At 68.1% G+C, this 23177-nt stretch carries 22 protein-coding genes; 8 read left to right on the top strand and 14 right to left on the bottom strand.

All coding sequences use genetic code 11. The annotated features are described in order from the left end of the window. Nucleotides 1-47: 47 nt before the first annotated feature. The 3 genes from ACWDPV_RS04405 to ACWDPV_RS04415 are packed head-to-tail and all read right to left on the bottom strand — an operon-like array spanning nucleotide 48 to nucleotide 2829. Nucleotides 48-836: a CoA transferase subunit A gene (locus ACWDPV_RS04405; RefSeq protein WP_449741941.1), complete on the bottom strand. Its 789-nt coding sequence runs from the start codon at nucleotides 834-836 to the stop codon at nucleotides 48-50. Continuing rightward, nucleotides 833-1609, bottom strand: a complete 777-nt coding sequence (gene pcaD, locus ACWDPV_RS04410) for a 3-oxoadipate enol-lactonase (protein WP_449741942.1) — start codon at nucleotides 1607-1609, stop codon at nucleotides 833-835. Before pcaD ends, ACWDPV_RS04405 begins: the two co-directional genes overlap by 4 nt. After that, the gene (locus tag ACWDPV_RS04415; protein WP_449741943.1) at nucleotides 1606-2829 is read right to left on the bottom strand and encodes an acetyl-CoA C-acetyltransferase; all 1224 of its coding nucleotides are present in this window, start codon (nucleotides 2827-2829) and stop codon (nucleotides 1606-1608) included. The genes pcaD and ACWDPV_RS04415 overlap by 4 nt, the downstream gene beginning before the upstream one ends. Before the next feature lie 95 nt (nucleotides 2830-2924). On the opposite strand from ACWDPV_RS04415, the gene ACWDPV_RS04420 reads away from it, so the two are divergent. Then, on the top strand, nucleotides 2925-3812 hold the full coding sequence (locus tag ACWDPV_RS04420) for a LysR family transcriptional regulator (RefSeq protein ID WP_449741944.1): 888 nt from the start codon (nucleotides 2925-2927) through the stop codon (nucleotides 3810-3812). A 30-nt stretch (nucleotides 3813-3842) separates the two neighbouring features. On the opposite strand, the gene ACWDPV_RS04425 is transcribed toward ACWDPV_RS04420, so the two are convergent. The 5 genes from ACWDPV_RS04425 to ACWDPV_RS04445 all read right to left on the bottom strand — a co-directional run bounded on the left by ACWDPV_RS04425 (nucleotide 3843) and on the right by ACWDPV_RS04445 (nucleotide 9223). Beyond that, the gene (locus tag ACWDPV_RS04425; RefSeq protein ID WP_449741945.1) at nucleotides 3843-5408 is read right to left on the bottom strand and encodes an FAD-dependent oxidoreductase; all 1566 of its coding nucleotides are present in this window, start codon (nucleotides 5406-5408) and stop codon (nucleotides 3843-3845) included. Further along, nucleotides 5405-6388 (bottom strand): FAD:protein FMN transferase, encoded by a 984-nt coding sequence (locus ACWDPV_RS04430; RefSeq protein ID WP_449741946.1) that lies wholly within the window; start codon nucleotides 6386-6388, stop codon nucleotides 5405-5407. Before ACWDPV_RS04430 ends, ACWDPV_RS04425 begins: the two co-directional genes overlap by 4 nt. After that, entirely contained in the window at nucleotides 6351-6863 is a 513-nt protein-coding gene (locus ACWDPV_RS04435) for an FMN-binding protein (protein ID WP_348810065.1), read from the bottom strand. The genes ACWDPV_RS04430 and ACWDPV_RS04435 overlap by 38 nt, the downstream gene beginning before the upstream one ends. 99 nt (nucleotides 6864-6962) lie before the next feature. Then, nucleotides 6963-8732, bottom strand: coding sequence for a VWA domain-containing protein (locus ACWDPV_RS04440; protein ID WP_348803129.1), 1770 nt, complete (start codon nucleotides 8730-8732; stop codon nucleotides 6963-6965). Between the two features lie 53 nt (nucleotides 8733-8785). Further along, a complete protein-coding gene (locus tag ACWDPV_RS04445) occupies nucleotides 8786-9223 on the bottom strand; it encodes a type II toxin-antitoxin system Rv0910 family toxin (RefSeq protein ID WP_449741947.1) in 438 nt (145 codons plus the stop codon). Here ACWDPV_RS04445 and ACWDPV_RS04450 point away from each other — a divergent pair. Continuing rightward, nucleotides 9201-9848, top strand: coding sequence for a DNA-3-methyladenine glycosylase (locus ACWDPV_RS04450; RefSeq protein ID WP_348803133.1), 648 nt, complete (start codon nucleotides 9201-9203; stop codon nucleotides 9846-9848). The two genes, ACWDPV_RS04445 and ACWDPV_RS04450, sit on opposite strands and share 23 nt — an antisense overlap. Nucleotides 9849-9853: 5 nt before the next feature. Here ACWDPV_RS04450 and ACWDPV_RS04455 read toward each other — a convergent pair whose 3' ends face one another. From ACWDPV_RS04455 to ACWDPV_RS04465, 3 genes are read right to left on the bottom strand one after another with little or no spacing between them, the layout of a single operon-like run. Next, nucleotides 9854-10084: an antitoxin gene (locus ACWDPV_RS04455; protein ID WP_449741948.1), complete on the bottom strand. Its 231-nt coding sequence runs from the start codon at nucleotides 10082-10084 to the stop codon at nucleotides 9854-9856. 4 nt (nucleotides 10085-10088) lie between these two features. After that, entirely contained in the window at nucleotides 10089-12635 is a 2547-nt protein-coding gene (locus ACWDPV_RS04460) for an HAD-IC family P-type ATPase (RefSeq protein WP_449741949.1), read from the bottom strand. Then, entirely contained in the window at nucleotides 12632-13816 is a 1185-nt protein-coding gene (locus ACWDPV_RS04465; RefSeq protein ID WP_449741950.1) for an MBL fold metallo-hydrolase, read from the bottom strand. Before ACWDPV_RS04465 ends, ACWDPV_RS04460 begins: the two co-directional genes overlap by 4 nt. A 152-nt stretch (nucleotides 13817-13968) precedes the next feature. Between ACWDPV_RS04465 and ACWDPV_RS04470 the strand changes: the two genes are divergently transcribed. Genes ACWDPV_RS04470 through ACWDPV_RS04485 form a run of 4 tightly spaced genes read left to right on the top strand, consistent with a single transcriptional unit; the run spans nucleotide 13969 to nucleotide 18291 of the window. Beyond that, a complete protein-coding gene (locus ACWDPV_RS04470) occupies nucleotides 13969-14583 on the top strand; it encodes a TetR/AcrR family transcriptional regulator (RefSeq protein ID WP_449742419.1) in 615 nt (204 codons plus the stop codon). Beyond that, nucleotides 14567-15835, top strand: coding sequence for an alanine racemase (locus ACWDPV_RS04475; protein ID WP_449741951.1), 1269 nt, complete (start codon nucleotides 14567-14569; stop codon nucleotides 15833-15835). The genes ACWDPV_RS04470 and ACWDPV_RS04475 overlap by 17 nt, the downstream gene beginning before the upstream one ends. After that, on the top strand, nucleotides 15832-17172 hold the full coding sequence (locus ACWDPV_RS04480; protein ID WP_449741952.1) for a D-arabinono-1,4-lactone oxidase: 1341 nt from the start codon (nucleotides 15832-15834) through the stop codon (nucleotides 17170-17172). The genes ACWDPV_RS04475 and ACWDPV_RS04480 overlap by 4 nt, the downstream gene beginning before the upstream one ends. Before the next feature lie 36 nt (nucleotides 17173-17208). Beyond that, nucleotides 17209-18291, top strand: a complete 1083-nt coding sequence (locus ACWDPV_RS04485) for an XdhC family protein (RefSeq protein ID WP_348803139.1) — start codon at nucleotides 17209-17211, stop codon at nucleotides 18289-18291. On the opposite strand, the gene ACWDPV_RS04490 is transcribed toward ACWDPV_RS04485, so the two are convergent. From ACWDPV_RS04490 to ACWDPV_RS04500, 3 genes are all read right to left on the bottom strand, one after another. Beyond that, entirely contained in the window at nucleotides 18244-20001 is a 1758-nt protein-coding gene (locus tag ACWDPV_RS04490; RefSeq protein WP_348803222.1) for a purine-cytosine permease family protein, read from the bottom strand. The genes ACWDPV_RS04485 and ACWDPV_RS04490 overlap by 48 nt on opposite strands. 203 nt (nucleotides 20002-20204) lie before the next feature. After that, on the bottom strand, nucleotides 20205-20936 hold the full coding sequence (locus ACWDPV_RS04495; RefSeq protein WP_348803140.1) for an enoyl-CoA hydratase: 732 nt from the start codon (nucleotides 20934-20936) through the stop codon (nucleotides 20205-20207). A 40-nt stretch (nucleotides 20937-20976) separates the two neighbouring features. Then, the gene (locus tag ACWDPV_RS04500) at nucleotides 20977-21588 is read right to left on the bottom strand and encodes a hypothetical protein (protein WP_348803142.1); all 612 of its coding nucleotides are present in this window, start codon (nucleotides 21586-21588) and stop codon (nucleotides 20977-20979) included. 83 nt (nucleotides 21589-21671) lie between these two features. Here ACWDPV_RS04500 and ACWDPV_RS04505 point away from each other — a divergent pair, with 83 nt between their 5' ends. Next, nucleotides 21672-22823: an NAD(P)-binding domain-containing protein gene (locus ACWDPV_RS04505; protein WP_449741953.1), complete on the top strand. Its 1152-nt coding sequence runs from the start codon at nucleotides 21672-21674 to the stop codon at nucleotides 22821-22823. A gap of 61 nt (nucleotides 22824-22884) precedes the next feature. Then, entirely contained in the window at nucleotides 22885-23166 is a 282-nt protein-coding gene (locus tag ACWDPV_RS04510; protein ID WP_348803144.1) for a helix-turn-helix transcriptional regulator, read from the top strand. Nucleotides 23167-23177 lie beyond the last annotated feature (11 nt).

Consider the following 23177-nt stretch of genomic DNA (forward strand, 5'->3'; position numbering starts at 1 on the left):
GTTCTCCTCGAACGTGGTGATGGATCGTGGGTGAATCGGCGGCGCACTCAGACGAGCGCGGCGGCCTCGTCCGGCCGCTGCCGGATGGTGCGGTGCTCGATCCCCTTGTCGGAGGCCTGCTCCGGGGTGAGCTCGACGATCCGCTTGACGAAGATCCCGGGCAGGTGGATCTGATCGGGACCCAGTTCACCGACCTCGACGACCTTCTCCGCCTCGACGATGGTGACCCGTCCCGACATTGCGGCCGGCGGGTTGAAGTTGCGGGCGGCGGCATGGAAGCAGCAGTTGCCGGCCTTGTCGACGACGGCGGCACGCACCAACGCGAAGTCGGTGACGATGGACTCCTCGAGCACCATCTCCTGGCCGTGGAAGGTCCGCACCTCCTTGGGCGGCGATGCGAGCGCGACGGAACCGTCGGCGTGATACCGCCACGGCAGCCCACCCTCGGCGACCAGGGTTCCGACTCCGGTCGGTGTGAAGAACGCACCGATGCCACTGCCACCGGCACGCATCCGCTCGGCGAGCGTCCCCTGCGGGGTGAGTTCGACGGTCACCTCACCCGCGAGGAACTGCCGGCCGAATTCCTTGTTCTCCCCGATGTAGGAGGCGATCACCTTGTCGATTCGCCGGGCCTCCAACAGAAGTCCGAGTCCGGCACCGTCGACGCCGCAGTTGTTGGAGACGATGGTGAGCTCTCCGGCACCCTGCGCGAGCAGTGCGTCGATGAGGAACTTCGGGATACCCGACAATCCGAAGCCGCCAACGGCGATGCTTGCGCCCGAGGGGATGTCGGCGACCGCGTCGGCGGCCGATGCGGCTACTTTGTCGAGGCTCATGAGTTCTCCAGGTGTTCAATGAGGGCGGGGGTGATGATGTCGGGCTGTTCGGCATTGGCCAGGTGGGCGGCGTCGTCGACGACGAGCAGCTTCGCGTCCGGAACGGAATCGGCGAGGGCGGCCAGCATCTCCGGCGGGGTGGCCGGGTCGTCGGCACCGGCGATGGCCAGGGTCGCCGCGGTGATGGCGGAGATGTCGGCCCGCTGATCCATCGCGGCGATGGCCTCGCAGCATCCGGCGTAACCCTCGCCGGGGGTTGCGGCGATCATCTCCCGGAAATGATCCAACCGATCCGAGTTCGCATCGTCGGCAAAGAATCCAGGGCTGAACCAGCGTGTCAGCACGGCGTCGGCCACCGCACCGGAACCGCCGGCGCGAACGGTGGCGGCGCGGTCTGTCCACCCCGTTGCCGGCGGGAGATACGCTGCGGTGCACAGCAATCCGATTCGGTTGACCCGGTCCGGGTTGCGTACGGCCAGTCGCATGGCGGTCATCCCGCCGAGCGACAGCCCGACCACGTGAGCGGAGGCGACACCGAGGCGATCGAGCAGGGCGACCACGTCGTCGGCGAGGTCGTCGATCGAGTAGGGTCCGGCCGGCACCGGCGAGGCGCCATGTCCGCGGGTGTCGTAGCGAACGACCCGAAAGTGCTTCTCCAACTCCGGAAGCTGCGCGTCCCACATGCGATGGTCGGACCCCAGCGAATTCGACAGCACCACCACGGGGGCGTCGTCGCGACCGCTGACGTAGGCGGCGACCTCGACGGCGCTCATCGGACCACCTCGAATACTGCGGCCAGCCCCTGTCCGCCGCCGATGCACATGGTCTCGAGGACGTGGCGGGCGTCGCGGCGCTGCGCCTCGTAGGCGGCGGTGGCCAGGATGCGGCCGCCGGTGGCGCCGATCGGGTGACCGAGCGAGATCCCGGATCCGTTGGGGTTGAGGCGTTCGTCGGTGGGATCGACCTTCCATTCGGCGAGCACGGCGAGCACCTGTGCGGCGAAGGCCTCGTTGAGTTCGATGAGGTCGATCTCATCGAGGGTCAGTCCGGCGCGACCGAGGGCGGCGGCGGTGGCGCCGACCGGGCCGATGCCCATCTCCTCGGGTGCGCAGCCGGTGACCGCCCACGACTTGAGTGCGAGAAGTGGTGTCAAACCGGCCTTCTCGGCCGCGGCTCGGGTGGCAACGACACACATGGCGGCGCCGTCGTTCTGTCCGGACGCATTGCCGGCGGTGACGGTGGACTCGGGGTCGAGGCGCCCGCGGATGGGTCGGAGCTTGGTCATCGATTCGATGCTCGCGTCGACGCGGGGATGCTCGTCCCGGTCGACGACGGTGTCGGGCTTGCCACGCCGACCGGGAATGGTGACGGGCACGATCTCGTCGTCGAAACGTCCGGCCTGCTGGGCGGCGACGGCACGCTGATGCGACTGCACCGCGAGCTCATCCTGTTCGGCCCGGCTGATCGAGTACTTCCGACGCAGGTTCTCGGCGGTCTCGATCATGCCACCGGCGATCGAGTGGGAGGTGCCGCCGGCGGTGAGCCGACCACGGTCGAGACGATCCATCAGCTCCACCCCGCCCTGGTGCACCCCGGTGCGCAGGCCGAGCGCATAGTGTTCGACGTTCGACATCGATTCGGCACCACCGGCGATGACGAGATCCGCGCCACCCGAGGCGATCTGCGCGGCGCCGTTGAGTACGGCCTGCAGGCCCGATCCGCAGCGTCGGTCGACCTGCATTCCCGGGACCCCGATGCCGAGGCCGGCATCGAGGGCGGCGATCCGTCCGATGGCCGGGGATTCGCCGTTGGAGTATCCCTGTCCGAGGATGACGTCGTCGACGTCGCCCTCGCCGAGGCCGGTGCGGCCGACCAGTTCACGCAGCAATGTGGTGGCGAGGTCGGTGACCGTCAGGGCGGCCAGCGAACCACCCATGCGACCCACCGGGGTGCGCAACGGCGAACAAATGACGACATCGGTGCCTGAACTCATACCTCGACGTTATGACCTGCATCTCATATTGGGAAGTATCCATTTCACAGGCATTGATATGCACAGAGTCTCAATGAGGGGTATTCTGGCAGCTCATGGAGCTTCGTCACCTGCGCTACTTCCGTGCCGTCGCGGAGGAACTGCACTTCGGGCGCGCCGCCGCACGGCTGCACATCGCACAGCCCCCGCTGTCGCAGCAGATCCGCCGGCTCGAGGACGAGCTCGGGGTGGACCTGCTCATCCGTTCCACCCGCCGGGTGGAACTGACCCCGGCCGGCGCGGCCTACCTTCCCCGGGTGGTCGCGATCCTCGAGGCCGTCGACGCGGCCGGTGATCAGGCCCGTCGCGTCGCCGACGGCCTCGAGGGCCATCTGACCATCGGTTGCGTGGGGTCGGCGACGTACTCGCTGCTCCCACGTCTCGTCCGTGCACTGCGCGACGAACTCCCCGGCGTCGAGGTCAGCGTGCGCGGCGAGATGCTGGCGCCGGATCTGCTCACCGCGTTGCGCGACGCGCGCATCGACCTCGCGCTGCTCCGTCCGCCGATCACCGAGCCGGACATGGTGATCGAGCCGATCCGCTCCGATCGCCTGATCGTCGCACTCCCCGACAGCCATCGGCTCGCCGACCGCGATGCGCTCACCCTCGCCGACCTTGCCGACGATGACCTCATCGCACATGCCGGGCACGGCCGGTCGGTGATGAACTCGGTGATCGCGGGGCTCTTCGCCGACGCCGGCATCGTGCCGCGCATCCGGCACGAGGTGGCCGAGACCTCGACGCTGGTCACCCTGGTCGCCGCCGGGCTGGGCGTGGCCATCGTGCCCGCACCGACCGCCGCTCTCGACATCGCCGGTGCCCGCTACGCCGACCTCGTCCCGCACGCCGCCATCGATCTGGTGGCCGCCCGGGCCGATGCCGACTCACCGATCGTCGATCAGGTGCTCACGGTGCTGCATCGCATTGCGCCACAACCGGAGTGAATCGCATCGCCGTTCTCCGCATCCGGAAACTCAGTACCCCAAAAAGGCATCGGTGTGGATGCGCCAGAGCTTCCACCGCGTCGACGGGTCGGCGCGCCGGATGGCGGCCGCGGTGCGGTCGACGAACTGGGGATTGCCCGACAGGAGATAGTGCGCGTCGCCCGACGACAACGCCGGTCCGACGAGATCGGCCAGACGCCCCGGCTCGGTGATCCCCGTCGTCAGCTCCACCGCGGGTGAGACCTCCACCCTTGCACCGGCCGCGCGGATGACGGCGAGGTCGTCGTCGTAGACGGATCGTTCGGCGACGCTGACGACGTGGATGACGGTCAGCCACGACAGATCCCGGGCCTCGCCCGCGGTCAGGCTCCGCAGCATCGCCCGATACGGCGTGATACCGATACCGGAGGCCAGCAACACCGTCGGGTGGGCACCGAGCCGGCGTGGGAGCACGAAATCACCGCCGGTGGCGTCGAGGTGGAGCCGACCGCCGCCGGCCTCGATGAGCTCCGACTTGAACGACGACATCGACGTGGAGGCCACCGTGAAGGCGAACTCGCCCGGGTTCTCCCCCGGCGCCGAGGCGTAGGAGAACACCCGGCGCGTGCGGTGCCACAGTGGCGCCGACCAGCGCGGGGCACTGAGCATCGCCCACTGGCCGGGCCGGAACGCCAACGGCGACGACGCCTGTGCGCGTACCCGGTAGGTGTTCGCCGCGATCGGCTCGACGGTGGTGTCCAGGCGCACCCGCCCCGCACCACGCTGGGCGAGCAGCCGCACCACGAAGGCATAGACGCAGCCCACCGCGAGCGCGATCTGCGGCACGAACTCCAGGGTGTAGGAGTCGGTGATCTCGAAGGTCTGCTGCCAATTCATCAGGACCGCAACGATGATCGCGCACACTGCGCGATGGATTCGGGTGGTCGGCGCGGTGAGCGGCTCGGGCAACATGATCGCGGCGAGGAACAGGGTCGGTGCGGAGACGAACACGAACTGCAGGTCCTGACCGCCCTGCGTCGCCTCCAGCACCCCGACGGTGGCCAGCGTCGCCACCAGGAAAACCCCGACGAGCCACCATTCGCGGAGCACTGTCACCAGCATCGCTCCGATGATCACCATCGGCCAGAACAGCGGTTCGGCGGCGATCCACCAGAACGGTGAACTCAGCGGCACCCCACCGAGACTCGCGCCCGTGTAGGCGACGGCGTAAGACACCACGGCCCCGGCGACCGCCGGGTTGATGATCAGCCGCCGTCGCCAGACGAGGACGTACTTGCTGATCGCGGCCGCCGCCGCGGCTATCACCACCGACACCGCGGACGCGGTGTCGGTGACCCCGGGCATCAGGAAGAACAGGATGAGCCCGGTGATCGCCCACGAATCCGCGTTCGGCGGCACGCGCACGATGGCCGCACACAGGTAGGTCACCACTCCGCTGACCACCAGCGAGATCATCAGCGTCGACGCCAGTTCTGGTGGCGTATAGGCGAAGTCGTCGTCGACGGCTCCGACGACGAACGCCGCGGCGGCCAGGGCGAGCAAGGCCAGCAGCACCGCACGGTGCACCGTGAGCCATCGGGGCGTCAGGCGGGTCACAGGTAGAGCTCCAATCCGGGGATCATGGTGTGGTCGACGGTTCCGTTGCTGCGAATGGTCACGTGCTGCGGGATGTGGGTGGGGATGTCATTGCGCTCCAACCGGAATCCCGCGATATCGCTGCCCACGCTGAGCGTGGCAGCGGCCGGAACAGGGATGGCCGGCCCGCCGCAACCCACCAATCGCCGTGCCGCGGTGAAGAACAGCGCCGTGGCCAGGCCGTCGGCGGTCATCGCATCCGGGCCGTAGACCCAGGTGGCGAGCACATCGTCGACGGGCCGGGCGGTACGGGGATCGACGATGTGGTGCCAGTCCGCCCACGTCCGACGATTCGACGCCGAACCGCACAGCGCACCACCGGACAATGCGACCACACCGATCGCCTTGGTCGGGTCGAGGGGATGCTCGAGGGCGATCCGCACCGGTTCGTCGCGCGGCGAGATCACCATGTCCCCGCCGGCGTCGACGATGTAGCGATCGAGCTCGTCGGCGACGATGGCCGCCACCCGGTCCACCGCGAATCCCTTGCCGGCCGCGCCGACATCCACCACGGCGGGATTGAGAACGTCGAGATATGTTCCATCCCAACCGATCACGTCATCCCACTCCGGAGCCGCGGACACCGTCGCCGCCGGGGTGAGGGAGTACTGCGCGTCGTATCCGGCGTCGTCGAGGATCTGCCCGACCAGCGGGGTCACCGAGCCCTCGGTGACCGTGTAGAGCTCCCGATAGAAGTCCAGCAGCGCCCGGTCCTCGGCGGCGACGGCGTATCGGCCGGGTGTCCGCGCCATCTCGGCAACGGTGGAGTCGGCGCGGAACCGTGACCAGTACCGGTCGATGCGGTCGAGTTCGGCGACGACGAGGTCGCGGCGGTGGGCGTCGAGGGGAACGTCGGTGGTGATCTCCCAGCGGGTTCCGAGCGCCTCGAACGCCCACTCGCACTCAGCCGGCGGCTTGGGTCTTGATCTGGGCGATGGCATCGTTGAAGCCACCCGAGGTGAGCGACGATCCGGAAACCTTGCTGACGTCGAGGTCGTCGATGTTCTTGCCGACCACCTCGGCGTCGATCCCGCTGGCGAACTTCTGCTGGAATTCCGCGGAGGTACCCCGGGTCTGACTGCGATCGAGCTCGACGGCGGTGATCGTGGAATCGTCGAGGGTGACCGTCACGCCGATCTGCTGCTCACCACCGGGAGTGGTGTAGTGACCGGTGGCGGTGTAGGTGCCGTTGCGATACTCCCCCGTTGTGGCGCCCGGGTCCGATGCGGTGCCCGATGCGCCCGCCGCCTCCGAGGCCGCCGCGCCGGTGGTGGTGGTGTCGGAGGCGGAGCTGTCGTCACTGCCGCAGGCGGCCGTCGCCAGTCCGACGGCGGCGACCGCGGCCACCACGCCCGCCGCGCGGGTCATGGTGAGGATCTCATCTTTGCGGACCATGGTCCGGATTGCTGGGGTCATGGCTCCCCATTTTGGAGAAAACGGACCCGCTTCGCCTCCCCCGAGGAGATATTTTTAGCTGGTCCTAAGAAAGCTCGCAGCAATCTCCCCGGCCCGGCCTCACCGTCCGGCCGCCTCCACCCGCGCGGCGATGGCGTTGACGAAGACCGACCTGATGTCGTCCGCGGTGGTCGCCACATAGGTGGTACCCCCGGTGGCGTCGGCGATCTGCTTGAGCGCGTCGGTGTCGGCGTCGTCGCTGATGGCGATGGTCAGGATCAGCACCGGCCGGGCCGGGTCCTCGAGCTCCTTGAGCTGCGAGAGCAAGTCGTCGAGGCTGATGCTGTCGCGGTCGTCGTTCTGTCCGTCGGTCATGATGATGACGCTGTTGGAGTAGTTCGGGTCGTAGGTGTCCTGGACCTGCTTGAACGCGGCGAGCGTGGTGTCGTACAGGCCGGTGCCGCCGCCGAGGTTGTCCGGCGCCAGACCCGCCTTCACCGCGGCGGCGAGCACGTCACGGTGCGTGCGTCCGTTGTCGGCGGGGGCGTCGAGCCGCTTGATGGCCGCGAGCTGTTCCCAGTCCTGGCCGTCGGGTCCACGGTCGACCGAGAACGCCCACCCACCGATCATGGCGTTGTTCGGGAAGAGGGTGAGTCCGGTCAGCGACGCCTCGGTGAGCAACTCGGCTCGCGTCGAGGAACCGGATCCGGCCGATTCCTCCATCGAGCCGGACACGTCCTGGACGACGAGTGTCCGGATCGGCACGCCGAGCACCTGCCATTGCCGCAGCGCCTTGTCGACGGCGGCCGGGTCACGCAGCGTCAGCACAGTCACCGGCTGACCGGTGCCGTACGGGTGTTCCCCGGGCGCAGCCCGCCCGCCCGGCTCACGGAAACCGGCCTGAGCCAACGGTTCCCCGGCGTTTCCGGCGATCGCCGACGCCAACTCCTTGCCCGCGGCGTCGGCCGCGGCACCGCGCGCGGTGGGGGCGGTGTTGACCAGCGGGTAGTCGAGGAGGACGGTGCCGTCGGCCGGGATCGCGAACTTCAGGTCCGACCCCTGATGCGTCCGCATGAACAGAATGTACTGCTGTTCGGTGGTCACCACCGGCACGTCGGAGGTGTTCGCGAGGTTCAGTCGCATACCCTCGCTGTCGTTGACCGTGCGAAAATTGTTCTGCTGCACCGCCAATGTGGTCATGGCGTTGACCAGTTCCGGTTGGGTCAGCTTGCCGGCATCCACTTCGGCGAGGGCCCCGACGATCGGCGCGTCACCCGTGCTGGTGACGATCGGGCTGCCGGTGCGCAGATCCGGCAGCGTCATCACCTGCTGCCAGCCGGTCAGTTCCGGGAGTTTCTTGCCGACGACGACCGTCGGGGTGGACACCAGCGACTCGGAAGTCAGGTTCAGATCCTGGCGCACCTGCGTGGACACCCGGCGGGCCTGGGTCTGCGAATCCGGCACCCACAGGTCGGGGCGTTGATCGCCACTGGTCAGCACGCCCGGGGCGTCGGCACCGGACACCGCGTTGACGGTGTAGTCGTAGCAGCCCTGCGCCGAGACCGTGGCGGCGGCTTCCCGCAGCGAGGCGGCGATCGTCGGATCCGCGGCGACCGTGACACGTTGCCGGTCATCGCATTCCGACGAGCCGACGGTGCGCCAGATGATCACACCCGCCACCAGCGCCGCGATCACCACGAGCGCACCCAGCCCCCACAGCCATGCGCCCCGATGGGAGGACTTCACCTCACGATGGTCGAAGCCGAACGAGTCGCCCGGCTTCGCCGCAGGGGTCGGCCCGGTGACGGGAGGCGGATCGACCCGCCGGCGAGGACCGGTCGAGTTCTCACCCGAATCGGAGTCAGCGGATTCCGAACTGTGCCGGCCCATACGTCATATCCCCCTGAGGATGTGGAAATCGCCCGCTGAGTGTAGCGGGACGCTCAGGCGAACACCTCGCGGAATCGGTCCAGTGACTTGTGCAGATCACCGGACACCGCCATCGCGGTGGCCTTGCCTATCGGGCCCAGCAACGGCAGCCCACCGAGTTCGACGGTGAAGGTGATGGTCGACCCCGTCGCAGTCGAGGCGATCGCGAGGTCGAGGGTGGACTTCACCCCGCCCTTGCCGGAACCCTTGAGCCGCACCTCCTTGCCCTCGACGAACCGGTCGATCACCCAGTCGAAACGCACCCGCGTGCCCTTGACCTTGACGACGGAGCTCACCGCGGTGCCCTTGCGCAGTTCGTGCGGGGCAGGCAGGGCGCTGCGCCAGCCGTCGTGCAGGATCAGCCACTCGTCGAACCGCGACAGGTCCGACGCGGCGATCCAGGTATCCTCCGGTGACAGCTCGACCTCGATGGAGTCACTCGTTTTGGCCATGGTGCGAAAGCCTACTGGAGAGTCAGTCCGAGGCGATCACGTGCACCCGGGCCTCACCCTCACCACGGCGCCGGTCGACGTCGTCGCGATGTCCTTGCTGGATGCGCTGCTGGTCGGTCACGGTGTCACCGTCCGGATCACCGAGGTCGAGGCGTATGCGGGACCACGGGATCCGGCGTCACACGCGTACGTGCGGACTCCCCGATCGGAGATCATGTATGGGCCGGCCGGACGGCTGTATGTCTACCGCATCCACGGTCATCACTGCGCGAATGTGGTGACCGGCCCTGACGGGGAGGCGTCGGCCGTGCTCGTGCGCGCGGGAGAGGTGATCGCCGGGTTCGACGTGGCGCGGGAACGTCGGGGTGGCGTCGCCGATGCCGCCCTGGCCCGCGGGCCGGGCAATCTGGCCCGCGCACTGGGTATCACCGCCGCCGACCTCGGTGCCGATCTGGGTGGCCCGGAGCCGGTCGCGCTGCGGTTTCCTGCGCAGCCGGTCTCCGCGGCGCGGCTGCACAGCGGACCCCGTGTGGGGGTCCGCCGCGCCGCCGATGTCGCGTGGCGATTCTGGATCGCCGACGATCCGACGGTGTCGGCCTATCGCCGACATCCGCGGGCGCAGTGAGCGGGCTACTTCGGCTGCTCGCCCGAGGTGTTCGGATCGGCAGGCTTCGGGGCATCGGCAGGCTTGGGGGCATCCGGGGCGCCGACGGCCTTGCGGGCGGCGTCCTGCGCCTTGTCGACTTGCGATGCGTACTTTCCGCCGGTCGCCTTGTCAATGGCGTCGCCACCCTTGTCGATCAGGCTCGGGTTTCCCCTGAGTGCGGCCTTGGCCTTGTCGACCAGTCCCTTGAGATCCATCAGATCACTCCTTGATCGTCGAGTCGTGCACGGCGGCCACCGAGTGTAGGTCGTGATGGTGTCCGCCGCCATCGGACACGATGATTCGGGGCATGACCCGCGACACGATCTCCACGCAGACGATGCCGACCGCCGCGGCGATGAACGCCACACTGTTCATCTGCCAGTTCGAGGAGTCGAGTTTGAACATGGTCTGCGTCCACGGCCAGGCGAAGATGATCACGTAGGCGCCCACCGACACCGCGAGCAGCAGCAGCTTCCACCAGGTATAGGGGCGCGCGACGACGGCCAGCACGTAGAGCGCGACCGCGATGAGACAGATCAACGTCGCGGTGGCGGCCTGGGTCTGCGCCGGAGGGAGATCGACGCCGTCACCGCCCAGCGTCACGCCCTTACCGCCGGGATTGACGATCACGTAGGTGATGAAGGCACACAGCCCGACGATGATGCCGTTCGGAACCGCTTGCCGCAAAACACGTTTGACGAAACCGGTGCGGGCCCGCTCGTTGTTGGGGGCGAGCGAGAGGATGAACGCGGGAATGCCGATGGTGAACCACGCCGAGATGGTGACGTGGATGGGCTGGAACGGATAGCTGAGCGAATCGAAGCCGAAGATCTTGCCGGCCAGTCCGGCGACGCCGACGAACAAGGCGAGCAGCACCGCGTACACCGTCTTGGTGAGGAACAGGTTGGAGACCCGCTCGATGTTGCCGATCACCCGGCGACCCTCACCCACCACGTAGGGCAGGGTGGCGAACTTGTTGTCCAGCAACACGATCTGTGCCACTGACCGGGCCGCCGAGCTACCCGATCCCATCGCCACCCCGATGTCGGCATCCTTGAGCGCGAGGACGTCGTTGACGCCGTCACCGGTCATCGCCACGGTGTCGTCACGCGACTGCAGCGCGGCGACCATCGCCCGCTTCTGGTCGGGGCGCACCCGCCCGAAGATCACCCCGTTCTCGACGACGTCGGCCAGCGCGTCGATGTCGGTGGGCAGGGTCCGCGCGTCGACGGCGGCGTCCGGTGATCCGAGGCCGAGGGACTGGGCAACGGCTCCCACCGAACGGGCATTGTCGCCGGAGATGACCTTGACGTCGACGTGCTGGGAGGCGAAGTAGTCGAGGGTGTCGCGGGCGTCGTCGCGCACCCGCTGTTCGAGGACCACCAGCGCCGTCGGGACCAGGGTGCCCGGGACGTTCGCGCCGTCGGCGGGGGTGGTGTCGACGGGGACGTCGGTGTGGCCGAGCAGCAGCACCCGCAGTCCCGACTCACCGATCTCGGAGGCCTGCCGGGCCGGGGCACTGTCGGGATCGAGCAGCACGTCGGGGGCACCGAGAATCCAGTTGCCCCGATCGGCGCCGGTGGCGTCGATGAACGACATCCCGCTCCACTTCTTGGCGGAGGTGAACGGTTCGATCGCACTCAGCTGCCAGTCGGGTGCGCTGGGGTAGGCCTCGGCGAGCGCCGCCACGCTGGCGTTGGGACTGCGGTCGGTGGCGGCCAGCGCTGCGAGCACCTGCTCGGCGCGGGAGGTGTCCGAAGCCGCCTCGGCGACGTTGTCGGTGTCATCCGGCAGTCCCCGCACCTCCGACAGCCGCATCCCGTTCTCGGTGAGGGTGCCGGTCTTGTCCGCGCAGACCACGTTGACGCGGGCCAGACCCTCGATCGCGGGGAGTTCGTTGACCAGGCATTGGCGTCGGCCCAGTCGCACCACGCCGACCGCGAAGGCGATGGAGGTCATCAGCACCAGACCCTCGGGCACCATCGGGACGAGCGCGGCCACCATGCCGAGAAGCGAGGCCCGCCAACCATTCTGGCTGATGAACACCTGATTGACGATGGTCAGGATGCCGGCCGGGATCAGCAGCCAGGTGATCACCTTGAGGATCTGGTCGATGCCGGATCGCAGTTCGGAGGACACCAAGGTGAACTTCGACGCCTCCGCGGCGAGTTGCGCGGCGTACGCGTCGGCGCCCACCTTGGTGGCCCGGTAGGCACCGGACCCGGAGACGACGAAACTGCCGGAGAGGATCTTGTCGCCGGGCGACTTGTCGATCGCGTCGGCCTCACCGGTGAGCAGGGATTCGTCGACGTCGAGGGCGAGGGATTCGACCACCTCACCGTCGACGACGATCTGATCACCCGCGCCGACCTCGATGATGTCGTCGAGCACCACCTCACCGGGAACGAGTTCGGCGACCACCCCGTCGCGGCGCACCTTCGGGTGGGTCTGCCCGACGATGGCGAGACGGTCGAGGGTGCGTTTGGCGCGGATCTCCTGGATGATGCCGATTCCGCTGTTGGCGACGATGAGCAGCCCGAACAGTCCGTTGATGAACGAGCCGGTGGCCGCGACGAGGGCGAACAGCACCCCGAGGATCGCGTTGATGCGGGTGAACACGTTGGCGCGGACGATGTCGCCGACGCTGCGGCCGGATCGGTCCGGCATGGTGTTGACCTGACCGGCCGCGACGCGCTGGGCGACCTCGTCGGCGGACAGCCCACCGATGTGCGCCCGGTCGCCGGGCGCGGTTTTCGTCGGCTTCACGCGGAGCGCTCCCACCACTGCGGGTCGGTGAGTCCGGTGCCCTGGCGGTGGGTCAGATCGATCGAGCCACCCGGCTGGGGCACCATCACCGTCGTCGCGTTCCGGCCGGCGGCGGGCAGCAGCCGCACGATCGGGTCGGCCCACGCATGCCGGGCGAGGGAGAAGGTTCCCCAGTGGATCGGCAACATCACCGCGTCGGCGCCGGCCGATCCGGACACCATCCGGTGGATGGCGACGGCCTCCTCGGGATCGACGTGCACGTCCGGCCACAACGGATCGTAGGCACCGACGGCGATCAGGGTGAGATCGAAGGGACCGAGCCGGTCGCCGAGGTCGGCGAACCGTTCGGTGAAGCCGGTGTCGCCGGAGAAGAAGACGCGGTGGGTGGGTCCGACGATCGCCCAACTCGCCCACTGGGTGAGGTCGCGGGTGAACATGCGGCCGGAGAAATGCCGAGCCGGTCCGCAGACGAAACGCACCGTGGTGCCGGTGCGGCCGGTCAGGGTGACGGAGCCCCACAGGTCGGCCTGCCGGATACGGTCGTGGGAGATGCCCCAGGCGTGCAAGTGCGCGGCCACCCCGAGCGGCGCGACGAACACCGCGTCGGGCTGTGCGGCGGCGATCCCGACGACGGTGGCCATGTCGAGGTGGTCGTAATGGTCGTGACTGATCAGGACAACGTCGAGGGCGGGCAGATCCGCGACGGTGACCGGAGACGGGTGCATGCGGGCCGGTCCGACCGCCTGGCTCGGCGAGCACCGCTTGGAGAACACCGGATCTGTGAGGACACGCATGCCGTCGACCTCGACGAGGACCGAGGCATGTCCGAGCCAGGTCGCGGCCAGCGTCCGCGGTTCGTCGGCGAAGACCGGTCGCTCGACCCGGATCTCGGCTCCGGGGCGACCCGGTCGGCGGGCCATATCGACCATCGACCTCCAATCCGGCGCCACTCCCGCGGTCGGCGGTTCGAGGTTGGTGAAGGCGGTGCCGTTGAAGTTGGGTGAGGCGACCACCAGGGGCCGGATACTGTCCGGATCGGCACCGATGGCGCGGGCCGAGGCAAAACCGGCCGACGCGAGCCCACCGACGGCGGCACCGACCGCACGGACACCGAGAGCACCAGCGGAGCTCACCGCTCGTCCGAGCGCGTCCGCCGGAATCCATTCGATGGGCGTCGTCACGAGAACCAGCGTAGGACATCTCCTCGTGCGGTCCCCTGAAGGCGACACACCGAGGCGCCCGAGGCCCCCGCTTGCTAATATTCTGGCCTGCACTCACCGACGATCCCGCCGGTACGCATGCGAGCAAGGAAGCGAACACCACGTTGGCACGGATGTCGGTGACCGAGCGGCGCGCAGCGCTCGTCGAGGCCGCCTATCGCGTGATCGCCGACCACGGCGTCGAGGGTGCGACGACCCGCCGGATCTGCGCACACGCCGACATGCCGTTGGCGAGTTTCCACTACGCCTTCGAGTCCCGCACCGCACTGTTGTGCGCGGTGATGGAGACCGCGGTCCCCACCGACATCGGCCAGATGTTGCGGATCATCCAGTCCACCGGTGACGTCGGCAGCGGGTCGACGCTCGCGTTGATGGAAACCACCATGCGCGCCCAGCTCGACGCGTTCTACTCGATGCTCAAGGCCGACCCTGGTCGCCTGCAGGCGACCATCTCGCTGGGGATCTACGCGCACAATCACCCCGAACTGCAACGCGACGGCAAACGGATGTACGAAACCCTGTACGCGGTCGCCGCCGAGGGGCTCGCCCATTCCGCGCGGCAGGCGGGAATCCGCTGGTCCCACCCCACCAGTGAGATCGCCCCGGTGATGGTCGGGTCGCTCATCTCGATCACCCTCATCTACCTGAGCACCGCCGACGATGCCGTCGTCGGCACCCTGATGGACTACCTGGTGCGACAGACAATGGCCTATGCCGTCGCCGACTGAGATGGGTCCGGAGCAGCCCGGGTTGTGGCGGCGTGATCCGGCCGCCTACTGGGAGGGTTTCTCCGGCGCTGTCGACGCCGCCGGCCTCGACAGCCCGGTGATCGCGATCGACGTCGCGGCCCTCGAACACAATGTGGCCGATCTGCTGCGCCGCGCCGGTGGCGTCCCGATCCGGTTGGCGAGCAAGTCGCTGCGGGTCCGGTCGGTCATCGCCGACATCGTCGGTCGCCCCGGATTCGCCGGCGTCCTCGCCTACGACATCGACGAAGCACGGTGGCTGGCAACCGAATCCGGAATCGATGACGTCCTGATGGGATATCCGACGCTGCGCCGCGGAGCCCTCGCGGAGTTTCTCGCCGATGACGTCGCCACCACCCGGGTCACCGTCCTGGTCGACTCGGTGTCACACCTCGACGCGATCGACGCCGTCGCCGCACCCGGCACCCGGCCGTCGGTGCGGGTGGCCGTCGACCTCGACGCCTCGCTGCGGCTGGGCCGGCGCATCCACATCGGGGTGCGCCGCTCCCCTGTTCACGACCTCGACGAGGCACTGGCCCTCGGCCGTCACATCGCCGAGCGGCCCGGCTTCGATCTGGTCGGGGTGATGTCGTACGAGGCGCAGGTCGCCGGTGTCGGCAATGCGGTCGACGGCAAACCCCTCACCAATCGGATCGTCCAGGCGATGCAGCGGGCGTCGATGGCCGAGATCCGGCGTCGCCGTGGCCGGGTCGTCGCCGCGCTGCGCGACGTCGCCGACCTGGCGATCATCAATGCCGGCGGCACCGGATCGTTGGAGGCCACCGCACGCGATCAGTCGATCACCGACATCGCCGCCGGCAGTGGGGTGTTCGGCGGGCATCTGTTCGACACCTACCGGCATTTTCATCCGGCGCCGGCGATGACCTTCGGCCTCGACGTCGTGCGGGTCCCCGCCCCGGGCTTCGTGACGTGCGCCGGGGGTGGCTGGATCGCGTCGGGCCCGCCCGGTCCGGATCGTCTGCCCCGGCCGGTGTGGCCCCCCGGGCTGGAGTACGTGGGCACCGAGGCGGCCGGCGAGGTGCAGACCCCGCTGCACGGGCCAGGCACCTCGGCGCTGACCATCGGTGATCGGGTCTGGTTCCGGCACACCAAGTCCGGCGAGATCTGCGAACGATCGGCCCGCGTCGCGATGATCACCCGAGACGCATCGGGCACCGCCACCGTCGACGCCGTGGTCCCCACCTACCGCGGAGAAGGGAAGTGTTTTCTGTGACGAGGTCGGATACGCGCGGGTCTGCACACGCTCCCGCCACCTGGCGCAACTGGGGCGGCACCGTGGAGTGCGTGCCGTCGTCGGTGCAGCGACCGACCGGCGTCGAGGAGGTCGCCGCCCTCGTCGCCCGCGCCGCCGATGAGGGTTCGACGGTGAAAGCCGTTGGCGCCGGGCACAGTTTCTCGCCGGTGGCGCTCGCCCCCGGGATGCAGCTGGACATGTCGGGGATGCGTGGGCTCGTCGCCGTCGACGCCGAGACCCGCCGGGTGACCCTGCGGGCCGGAACACATCTGCACGAGCTCCACGGGCTCCTCGCCGATCGCGGACTGGCGATGACCAACCTCGGCGACGTGGACCGCCAGACCATATCCGGGGCGACCTCCACCGGTACCCACGGAACGGGCGGCCGCTTCGGCGGCATCAGCACTCAGATCACCTCCGCCACACTGGTTTCCGGAACCGGTGAGGTGATCACGGTCGATGCCGGCGATCCCGATCTGGGCGCCGTCGCCCTCGGCCTGGGCGCGCTGGGCATCGTCGTCGAACTCACCCTGCAGTGCGTCCCCGCCTTCTCCATCCGCGCGCAGGAATATCCCCTCGATGTCGACGACGCGATCGACGGTTTCCTCGATCGCGTCGCCTCCCAGGATCATCACGAGTTCTACTGGTTTCCGCACACCCGCTGCACGCTGGCCAAGAGCAACACCCGACTCGACGGTCGGGTCGAACGATCCGGCGCCGGGTCGGTGCGCCGGTACATCGACGACGAACTGTTGTCCAATGGGGCATTTCGGGTGATGTGCGCGATGGGTGCGCGGGTGCCCGCGGTGGTACCGACCCTGAGCCAGGTGTCCGGTCGGGTGCTGTCGGCGCGCACCTTCACCGACCGGAGCGACAAGGTGTTCATCTCCTCACGCACCGTCCGGTTCCGCGAGATGGAGTACGCCCTGCCTCTCGAGGCGGTCCCGGAAGCGCTGCGGGAGGTGCGGACGATGATCGAGCGCACCGGATATCGGGTCAGCTTCCCCATCGAGGTGCGCGCGGCCGCCGCCGATGACCTGATGCTGTCCACGGCGTCGGGTCGGGCGAGCGGCTACATCGCGGTGCACCGCTATCACGGCGACGACGCCGCCGACTCCGCGGCGTACTTCGCCGACGTCGAGGCCATCATGGTCGCCCACGGCGGCCGACCGCACTGGGGCAAGATGCATACCCGCGACGCGGAGTACCTGCGGTCGGTGTATCCGCGATTCGATGAATTCATCGCTGTGCGAGAGCGATTCGATCCGCATCGGGTGTTCGCCAATCCGTATCTCGAGCGGGTTCTGGGCGGCTGACTGGCGGGTCCCACCGGAGGCGCCCACACTGGGGGGATGCGTGATGTCCTGACCCCGTTGATCGAGCGCCTCGAGCACTCGCCGGTCGCGCTGGCACGGGTGGTGGCGACCACCGGTTCGGCGCCCCGCCTGGCCGGCACGGCCATGGTCGTCACCGCCGAGGGCGAGGTCATCGGATCGCTGTCGGGAGGGTGTGTGGAATCCGCGGTCATCGAATCGGCGGCGGACGTGCTGAGCACCGGATGTGCGGTCGTCGAACGATTCGGATACGCCGACCCCGACGGCATCGCCGTCGGCCTGACCTGCGGTGGTGAGGTCGAGGTGTTCATCGAACGACTCGATGGTGATCGCCTCGACGACCTGCGCCGGATCCGTGCCGCCGCCGACGCCGGGACCCCACTGGCCTGGGCCACCACCCTGACCGCCACGCCCCGTTGGCATCTGGCGTCTCGCCCGGGACAGGGCCCATGGCTGCGCCTGGATCGCGACGTCGACGACCTGTTGGCCACCGGGCGCAGCGGCATCATCGGCGTCGACGACTGCGATGACCCGGGCCAGGCCGGTTCCCGGCCACGCACCTTCGTGCAGACCTTCGCTCCGCCGGCGCGGCTGATCCTGGTGGGCGCCAACGATTTCGTCCGTGCACTCAGTGCGTTGGGTGCCGATCTCGGCTACCGCGTGACGGTCGTCGACGCGCGCGCCGTCTTCGCCACCGCCGCACGGTTTCCCGCGGCCCACGAGGTGGTGATCGAGTGGCCGGACCGGTATCTGTCGGCTCAGATCGCCGACGGCGGCGTCGATGAGAGCACCGTCGTGTGCGTGATGACCCACGAGGCGAAGTTCGACGTTCCCACGCTGCGCGTGGCGCTGGGTTCGACCATCGGGTTCGTCGGTGCGCTCGGCTCCCGCCGCACCGTCGCCGACCGCACCACCCGCCTGCGGCAGGCGGGTGTGACGGCAGAACAGTTGGGACGCTTACGGTCCCCACTCGGACTCGACCTCGGCGGGCACACGCCCACCGAGGTCGCCGTCTCGATCGCCGCGCAACTCATCGCCGCACGGCATGACGCCTCAGGCGTCGCTCTTGTCCGCCGTCGTGGACCCATCCACCGACGATGAATCGGTGTCGACGGGGATGTCGGAGGTCATCGTCGACGAATCCTGGGCCGGCAGAACGTGTTTGCCGCTCTTGTCGCACGACAGTGCCAGCGAGGAGATGTACTGCTTCTCCCCGTTCGGCCCCGGAACCGCGGATGCGATCATGTCGGGACGCTCGAATTCGATTCCGGTGACGCAGCACAGGAGTCGCTCGTCGGTCGGGTTGCCGTGCTCGTCATACATCGGGATGTCGATGCCGTCGTCGGTGCGGCGCAGGTAGTACTTGCCCTTGGTGGCCACCGCCAGGATCGGCGGGAGCACCAGCGCGAGGATCAACGCGACCAGCGGTGAGTACGGCTGGATGCTGTCACCGAAGGCGTGGAAGTACACCAGGATCGACGCTCCGGCCGCCACGATGACCGACACGAAACCGACCGGGTTGATGTTGTAGAGCATGCCGCGGCGGAACTCCGGCTCCTTCGGCGAGATCTTCAGCAGGTACTTGTTGATGGCGATGTCGGAGGCGACGGCCACGATCCAGGCGATACCGCAGTTGGCGTAGAAGTTCAGCAGCTCGTTGAGGAAGCTGAACATGTCGGCCTCCATCAGCACGATCGCGATGGCGACGTTGAAGATCAGGAAGACCAGGCGGCCCGGGTAGGTCTTGGTGACACGGGTGAAGCTGTTGGTCCAGGCCAGCGAGCCGGAGTAGGCGTTGGTCACGTTGATCTTGACCTGACTGATGACCACCAGGATGACGGCCAGGGTCAGTGCCAGCCAGTAGGGCATGAAGTCGTCGTAGATCGCCAGGAACTGATGCACCGGCTCGTTGGCGACGCCGGCCTGCTCGGCGAAATGCATGATGATGTAGACGGCCAGGAACAGACCCACGACCTGCTTGATGGCACCGAAGAACACCCAACCCGGGCCGGCGGTCAGCACCGCGGTCCACCACTTGCGCTTGTTCTCCGGGGTCTTCGGCGGCATGAATCGCAGGTAGTCGATCTGCTCGGCGATCTGCGCGATCAGCGACAGACACACACCGGCGGCCAGCATGGTGCCGGCGAACGAGACACCGTGTCCGGCTTGATTGTTCGCATCGGTACCACCGCTGAAGGCCAGGAACTGCCCGATGGCCTCGGGGTGGCTGATCACCAGGTACAGGAACGGCGCGACCATCATGATCAGCCACAGTGGGGTGGTCCACACCTGCAGCTTGGCCAGGGTGTTCATGCCGTAGATGACCAGCGGGATGATCAGCACCGAGGAGGCGAGATAGCCCAGCCACAACGGGATGTGCAGGCCGAGCTTGAGGCCCTGGGCCATGATCGAACCCTCGAGCGCGAAGAAGATGAACGTGAACGACGCGAAGATCACGTTGGTCAGGACCGAACCGTAGTAGCCGAAGCCGCTGCCGCGCGTGATCAGGTCGAGATCGATGTTGTAGCGCGCGGCGTAGTAGGCCAGCGGATAGCCGGTGAGCACGATCACCACGGCGAAGAACAGGATGCCCCACAACGCATTTCCGGTGCCGTTGGCGATACCGATGTTGGCGCCGATGGCGAAGTCGGCGAGGTAGGCGATGCCGCCGAGTGCGGAGATCGCGACCACGCCCGGACCCCACTTGCGGTAGCTGCGGGGCGCGAAACGCAGCGTGTAGTCCTCGAGGGACTCGCGAGCGGCCGCGGCGGCGGCACCGGTGGCGATGATGCCGTGCTCGGCATTCTCGATCTCACCGATCTCGGCGGTGAACTCCTCGACGCCGTGGTGATGGTGGGGTTCTGGGGACACACTGACTCCTTGGTGGACGGACTCCCAATCGGACATGGATTCCGCCAACGTAGGGTGGCCGTGTTTCTCCCAGCGATCACTCAGGTATCGGTCACGTTACACGCGCCCGGTCGTGGGGAAACCCGAATACCTCTGTGTCCGAATTACTTTCCGGTGAAGATCGGCTTGCGCTTCTCGGATCGGGCCGCGCGCCCCTCGGCCATGTCGGCACTGTTCCAGGCCCGTAGCATCGCCTCGTGGCGTTCGGCGGGTGCGGCCGCACGCGCACCGTCGCCGTTGAGCACGAGCTTGTAGTGCTGCAGCGTCAGTGGCGCGAGTTCGGCGATCATCGCCGCCCAGTGCTGCGCGTCGGTGAGATCACCGATGCGGTTGGCGAATCCGAGGGCGTGGGCGCGGTCGGCTGAGAGCGGATCGCAGCCGATCAGCATCCCGCCCGCCTGCCCGGCACCGACCAGCGACACCAGTCGACGGATGGTCCACTCGTCCACCGCCACACCGATTTTCGCCGCCGGGATCCCGGCGATGGCGTCCGGCGCCATCACCCGAAGGTCGGCGGCCATCGCCAGCTGCAGCCCCCCGCCGAGGGCGGGCCCGTTGACCGCGGCGATGACCGGCACCGGCGTCGATTCGATCTTCTGCAGGGTGGCCACCAGATGATCGAGGAAGCCCGGATCGTAGACCGGGCCCGAGAGGTCCGCGCCGGCGGAGAACACACTGCCACGACCGGTGAGCACGATGGCGCGGGCTCCGGAGTCCACCGCCGCCTCGAACGCCGAGGCGAGCGCATCGAGAAGGTCGTCGTTGAGCGCGTTGCGCTTGTCGGGCCGATCGAGCTCGATGGTGGTCACCGCACCGTCTGCACTGGTTGCAATCATGACCCCAGAGCCTACCCAACCGAGACCCGACAGCCGCCTGCTACGACTGCCACCACACCGGCTTGTTCGAGAGACCGGCAAAGCCGCCGTAGCGGAACGCGACCCCCGTCGGTTCGACGCCCTCGTGGCCCGGCTTGCCGATGAAACCGATGCACGCATCCGGATAGGTTTTCCCGACCTCGAGCCGGCCGAGATCCGAGGACGCCTCATCGTCGATCGCGACATCGCACACATTGTTCGACACCACCGCCGAATTGGCGAGACCGCCGTCGTCACCTACCGGGTACAGATGCGGAACAATGACGACCCCGTCGCCGGGCCCGTCGTCACCGGACCCCAAGAAAGTCACGTCGTAGACGAAACAGACAATCTTGGTGGCCTGGCGGGCGACATCGTCACCGGAGCTCACCAAGGACGGGTCCACCACCTTCGGACGGCGCGTGACGATTGCCCAGTACGTGGTGGGTCCGGTCTTGTTGAACAGTTCTGATGCGACCTGCTTTGTGGCGACGTGAGCCGTCTCGCCCAACGTGAGCGTTGCTCCCGGTGGCGTGAGCGCAAAACCCGCGGGTGGCCGCGGCAACGACACATCAGAGACATCTTCGATGCCATCATCGAAGAGCCCGCATCCGGCGACGGCGAGAACTGCCATGATCACAGCTGTCGCGTACCAGCGGGAATGCGTTCTCAGCACGCCCCGCATCCTAACAATGCCGACAGGCGCAGAATGACGTCGTGCCTGTGACAGACCTGGCCCCGGATACCGGCCGTAACAGCCTGGACGTCGACGTTGTCATCATCGGTGGCGGCCAGGCCGGGTTGTCCGCCGCGTACTTCCTGGAACGCTTCGGTCTGTCGGGGCGATATGTGGTCCTCGACCACGCACCCGGCCCCGGCGGAGCGTGGCAGTTCCGGTGGCCGACGTTGACCCTGGCCGGCGCCAATCACGTCCACGACCTGCCCGGATACGGTCTGACCGAGGCGCTCGGCGTCGACTGCGACGAGTACCCGGCGGCGACTGCGGTACCGGAGTACTTCGGCCGCTACGAGGAGAAGTTTGACCTTCGGGTTCGGCGTCCCGTCCACGTCCAAAGCGTCGGGCGCGACGACGATGGCTTCGTGTCCACGCTGGGCGACGGGCGCGCGGTTCATTCGCGGACGCTGATCAATGCCACCGGCACCTGGGATCGGCCGTTCATCCCGTTCATCCCGGGGATCGCCGACTTCGCGGGGCGGCAACTGCACACCCACGACTACACCGGACCGGACGAGTTCGCCGGGAAACGCGTACTCGTCGTCGGCGCCGGGATCTCCGCCATCCAGCTACTCATCGAGATCGCCCGCAATGCCCCTGGCGCACAGACCTTCTGGTGTTCGCGCACCGAACCACGGTATCGTCCGGGACCGTTCACCGCCGACGAGGGACGGGAGGCCGTCGCCCGCGTCGAACGCCGGGTGCGCGCCGGGCTGCCACCCACCTCGGTGGTGTCGGTGACCGGGTTGTCGTCGACCCCGGCGATTGAGGCGGCCCGAGCCGACGGCATCCTGGCGTGGCGTCCGATGTTCACCCGGATCACCGAGACGGGGGTGTGCTGGGACTGCGGCTCGGCCACCACTGCCTCACCCACCAAGCCGGCCGGTGAGCATCTCGACGTCGACGTCATCTTCTGGAACACCGGATTCCGCAGCGCCCTGGACCACCTCGCACCCCTGCAACTGCGTGCGCCCGGTGGCGGCATCACCATGACCGGACGGCTGGCCACCACGGTGGCCGCCGATCCTCGTATCCAGTTGCTCGGATGCGGACCGTCGGCGTCGACGATCGGCGCCAATCGGGCCGGCCGCGAGGCCGCGCGCAACGTCGTCGAGATTCTCGGACGCGGCTGACTCGGCAACGATCCGGAATACAGGGTTGACATTCTGTTGGGTTTTCCCAACACTTGGTTCTATGAGTCCGGTTCGACGGGGTGACAAGCTCCCGATCTTCAACCGCATCGGCGTGCTCCGCGCCGAGCGGCGGATGTCGCGGGCTCAGCTGGCCGAACTGGTCGACATCAACGTCCAGACGGTCGGCGCACTCGAACGCGGCGACCACTACCCCAGCCTCGACCTGGCGTTTCGCATCTGCGACGTCTTCGATCTCCCGGTCGAGGCCGTGTTCAGCCGCACCGAGTTCGGCGCGATGTCGGCCGAACTCTACGCACGGCGGTCGACCGACCCGATCCGCTGAACACGAGCTAC

Source organism: Gordonia sp. NPDC003504 (genome assembly GCF_053587995.1).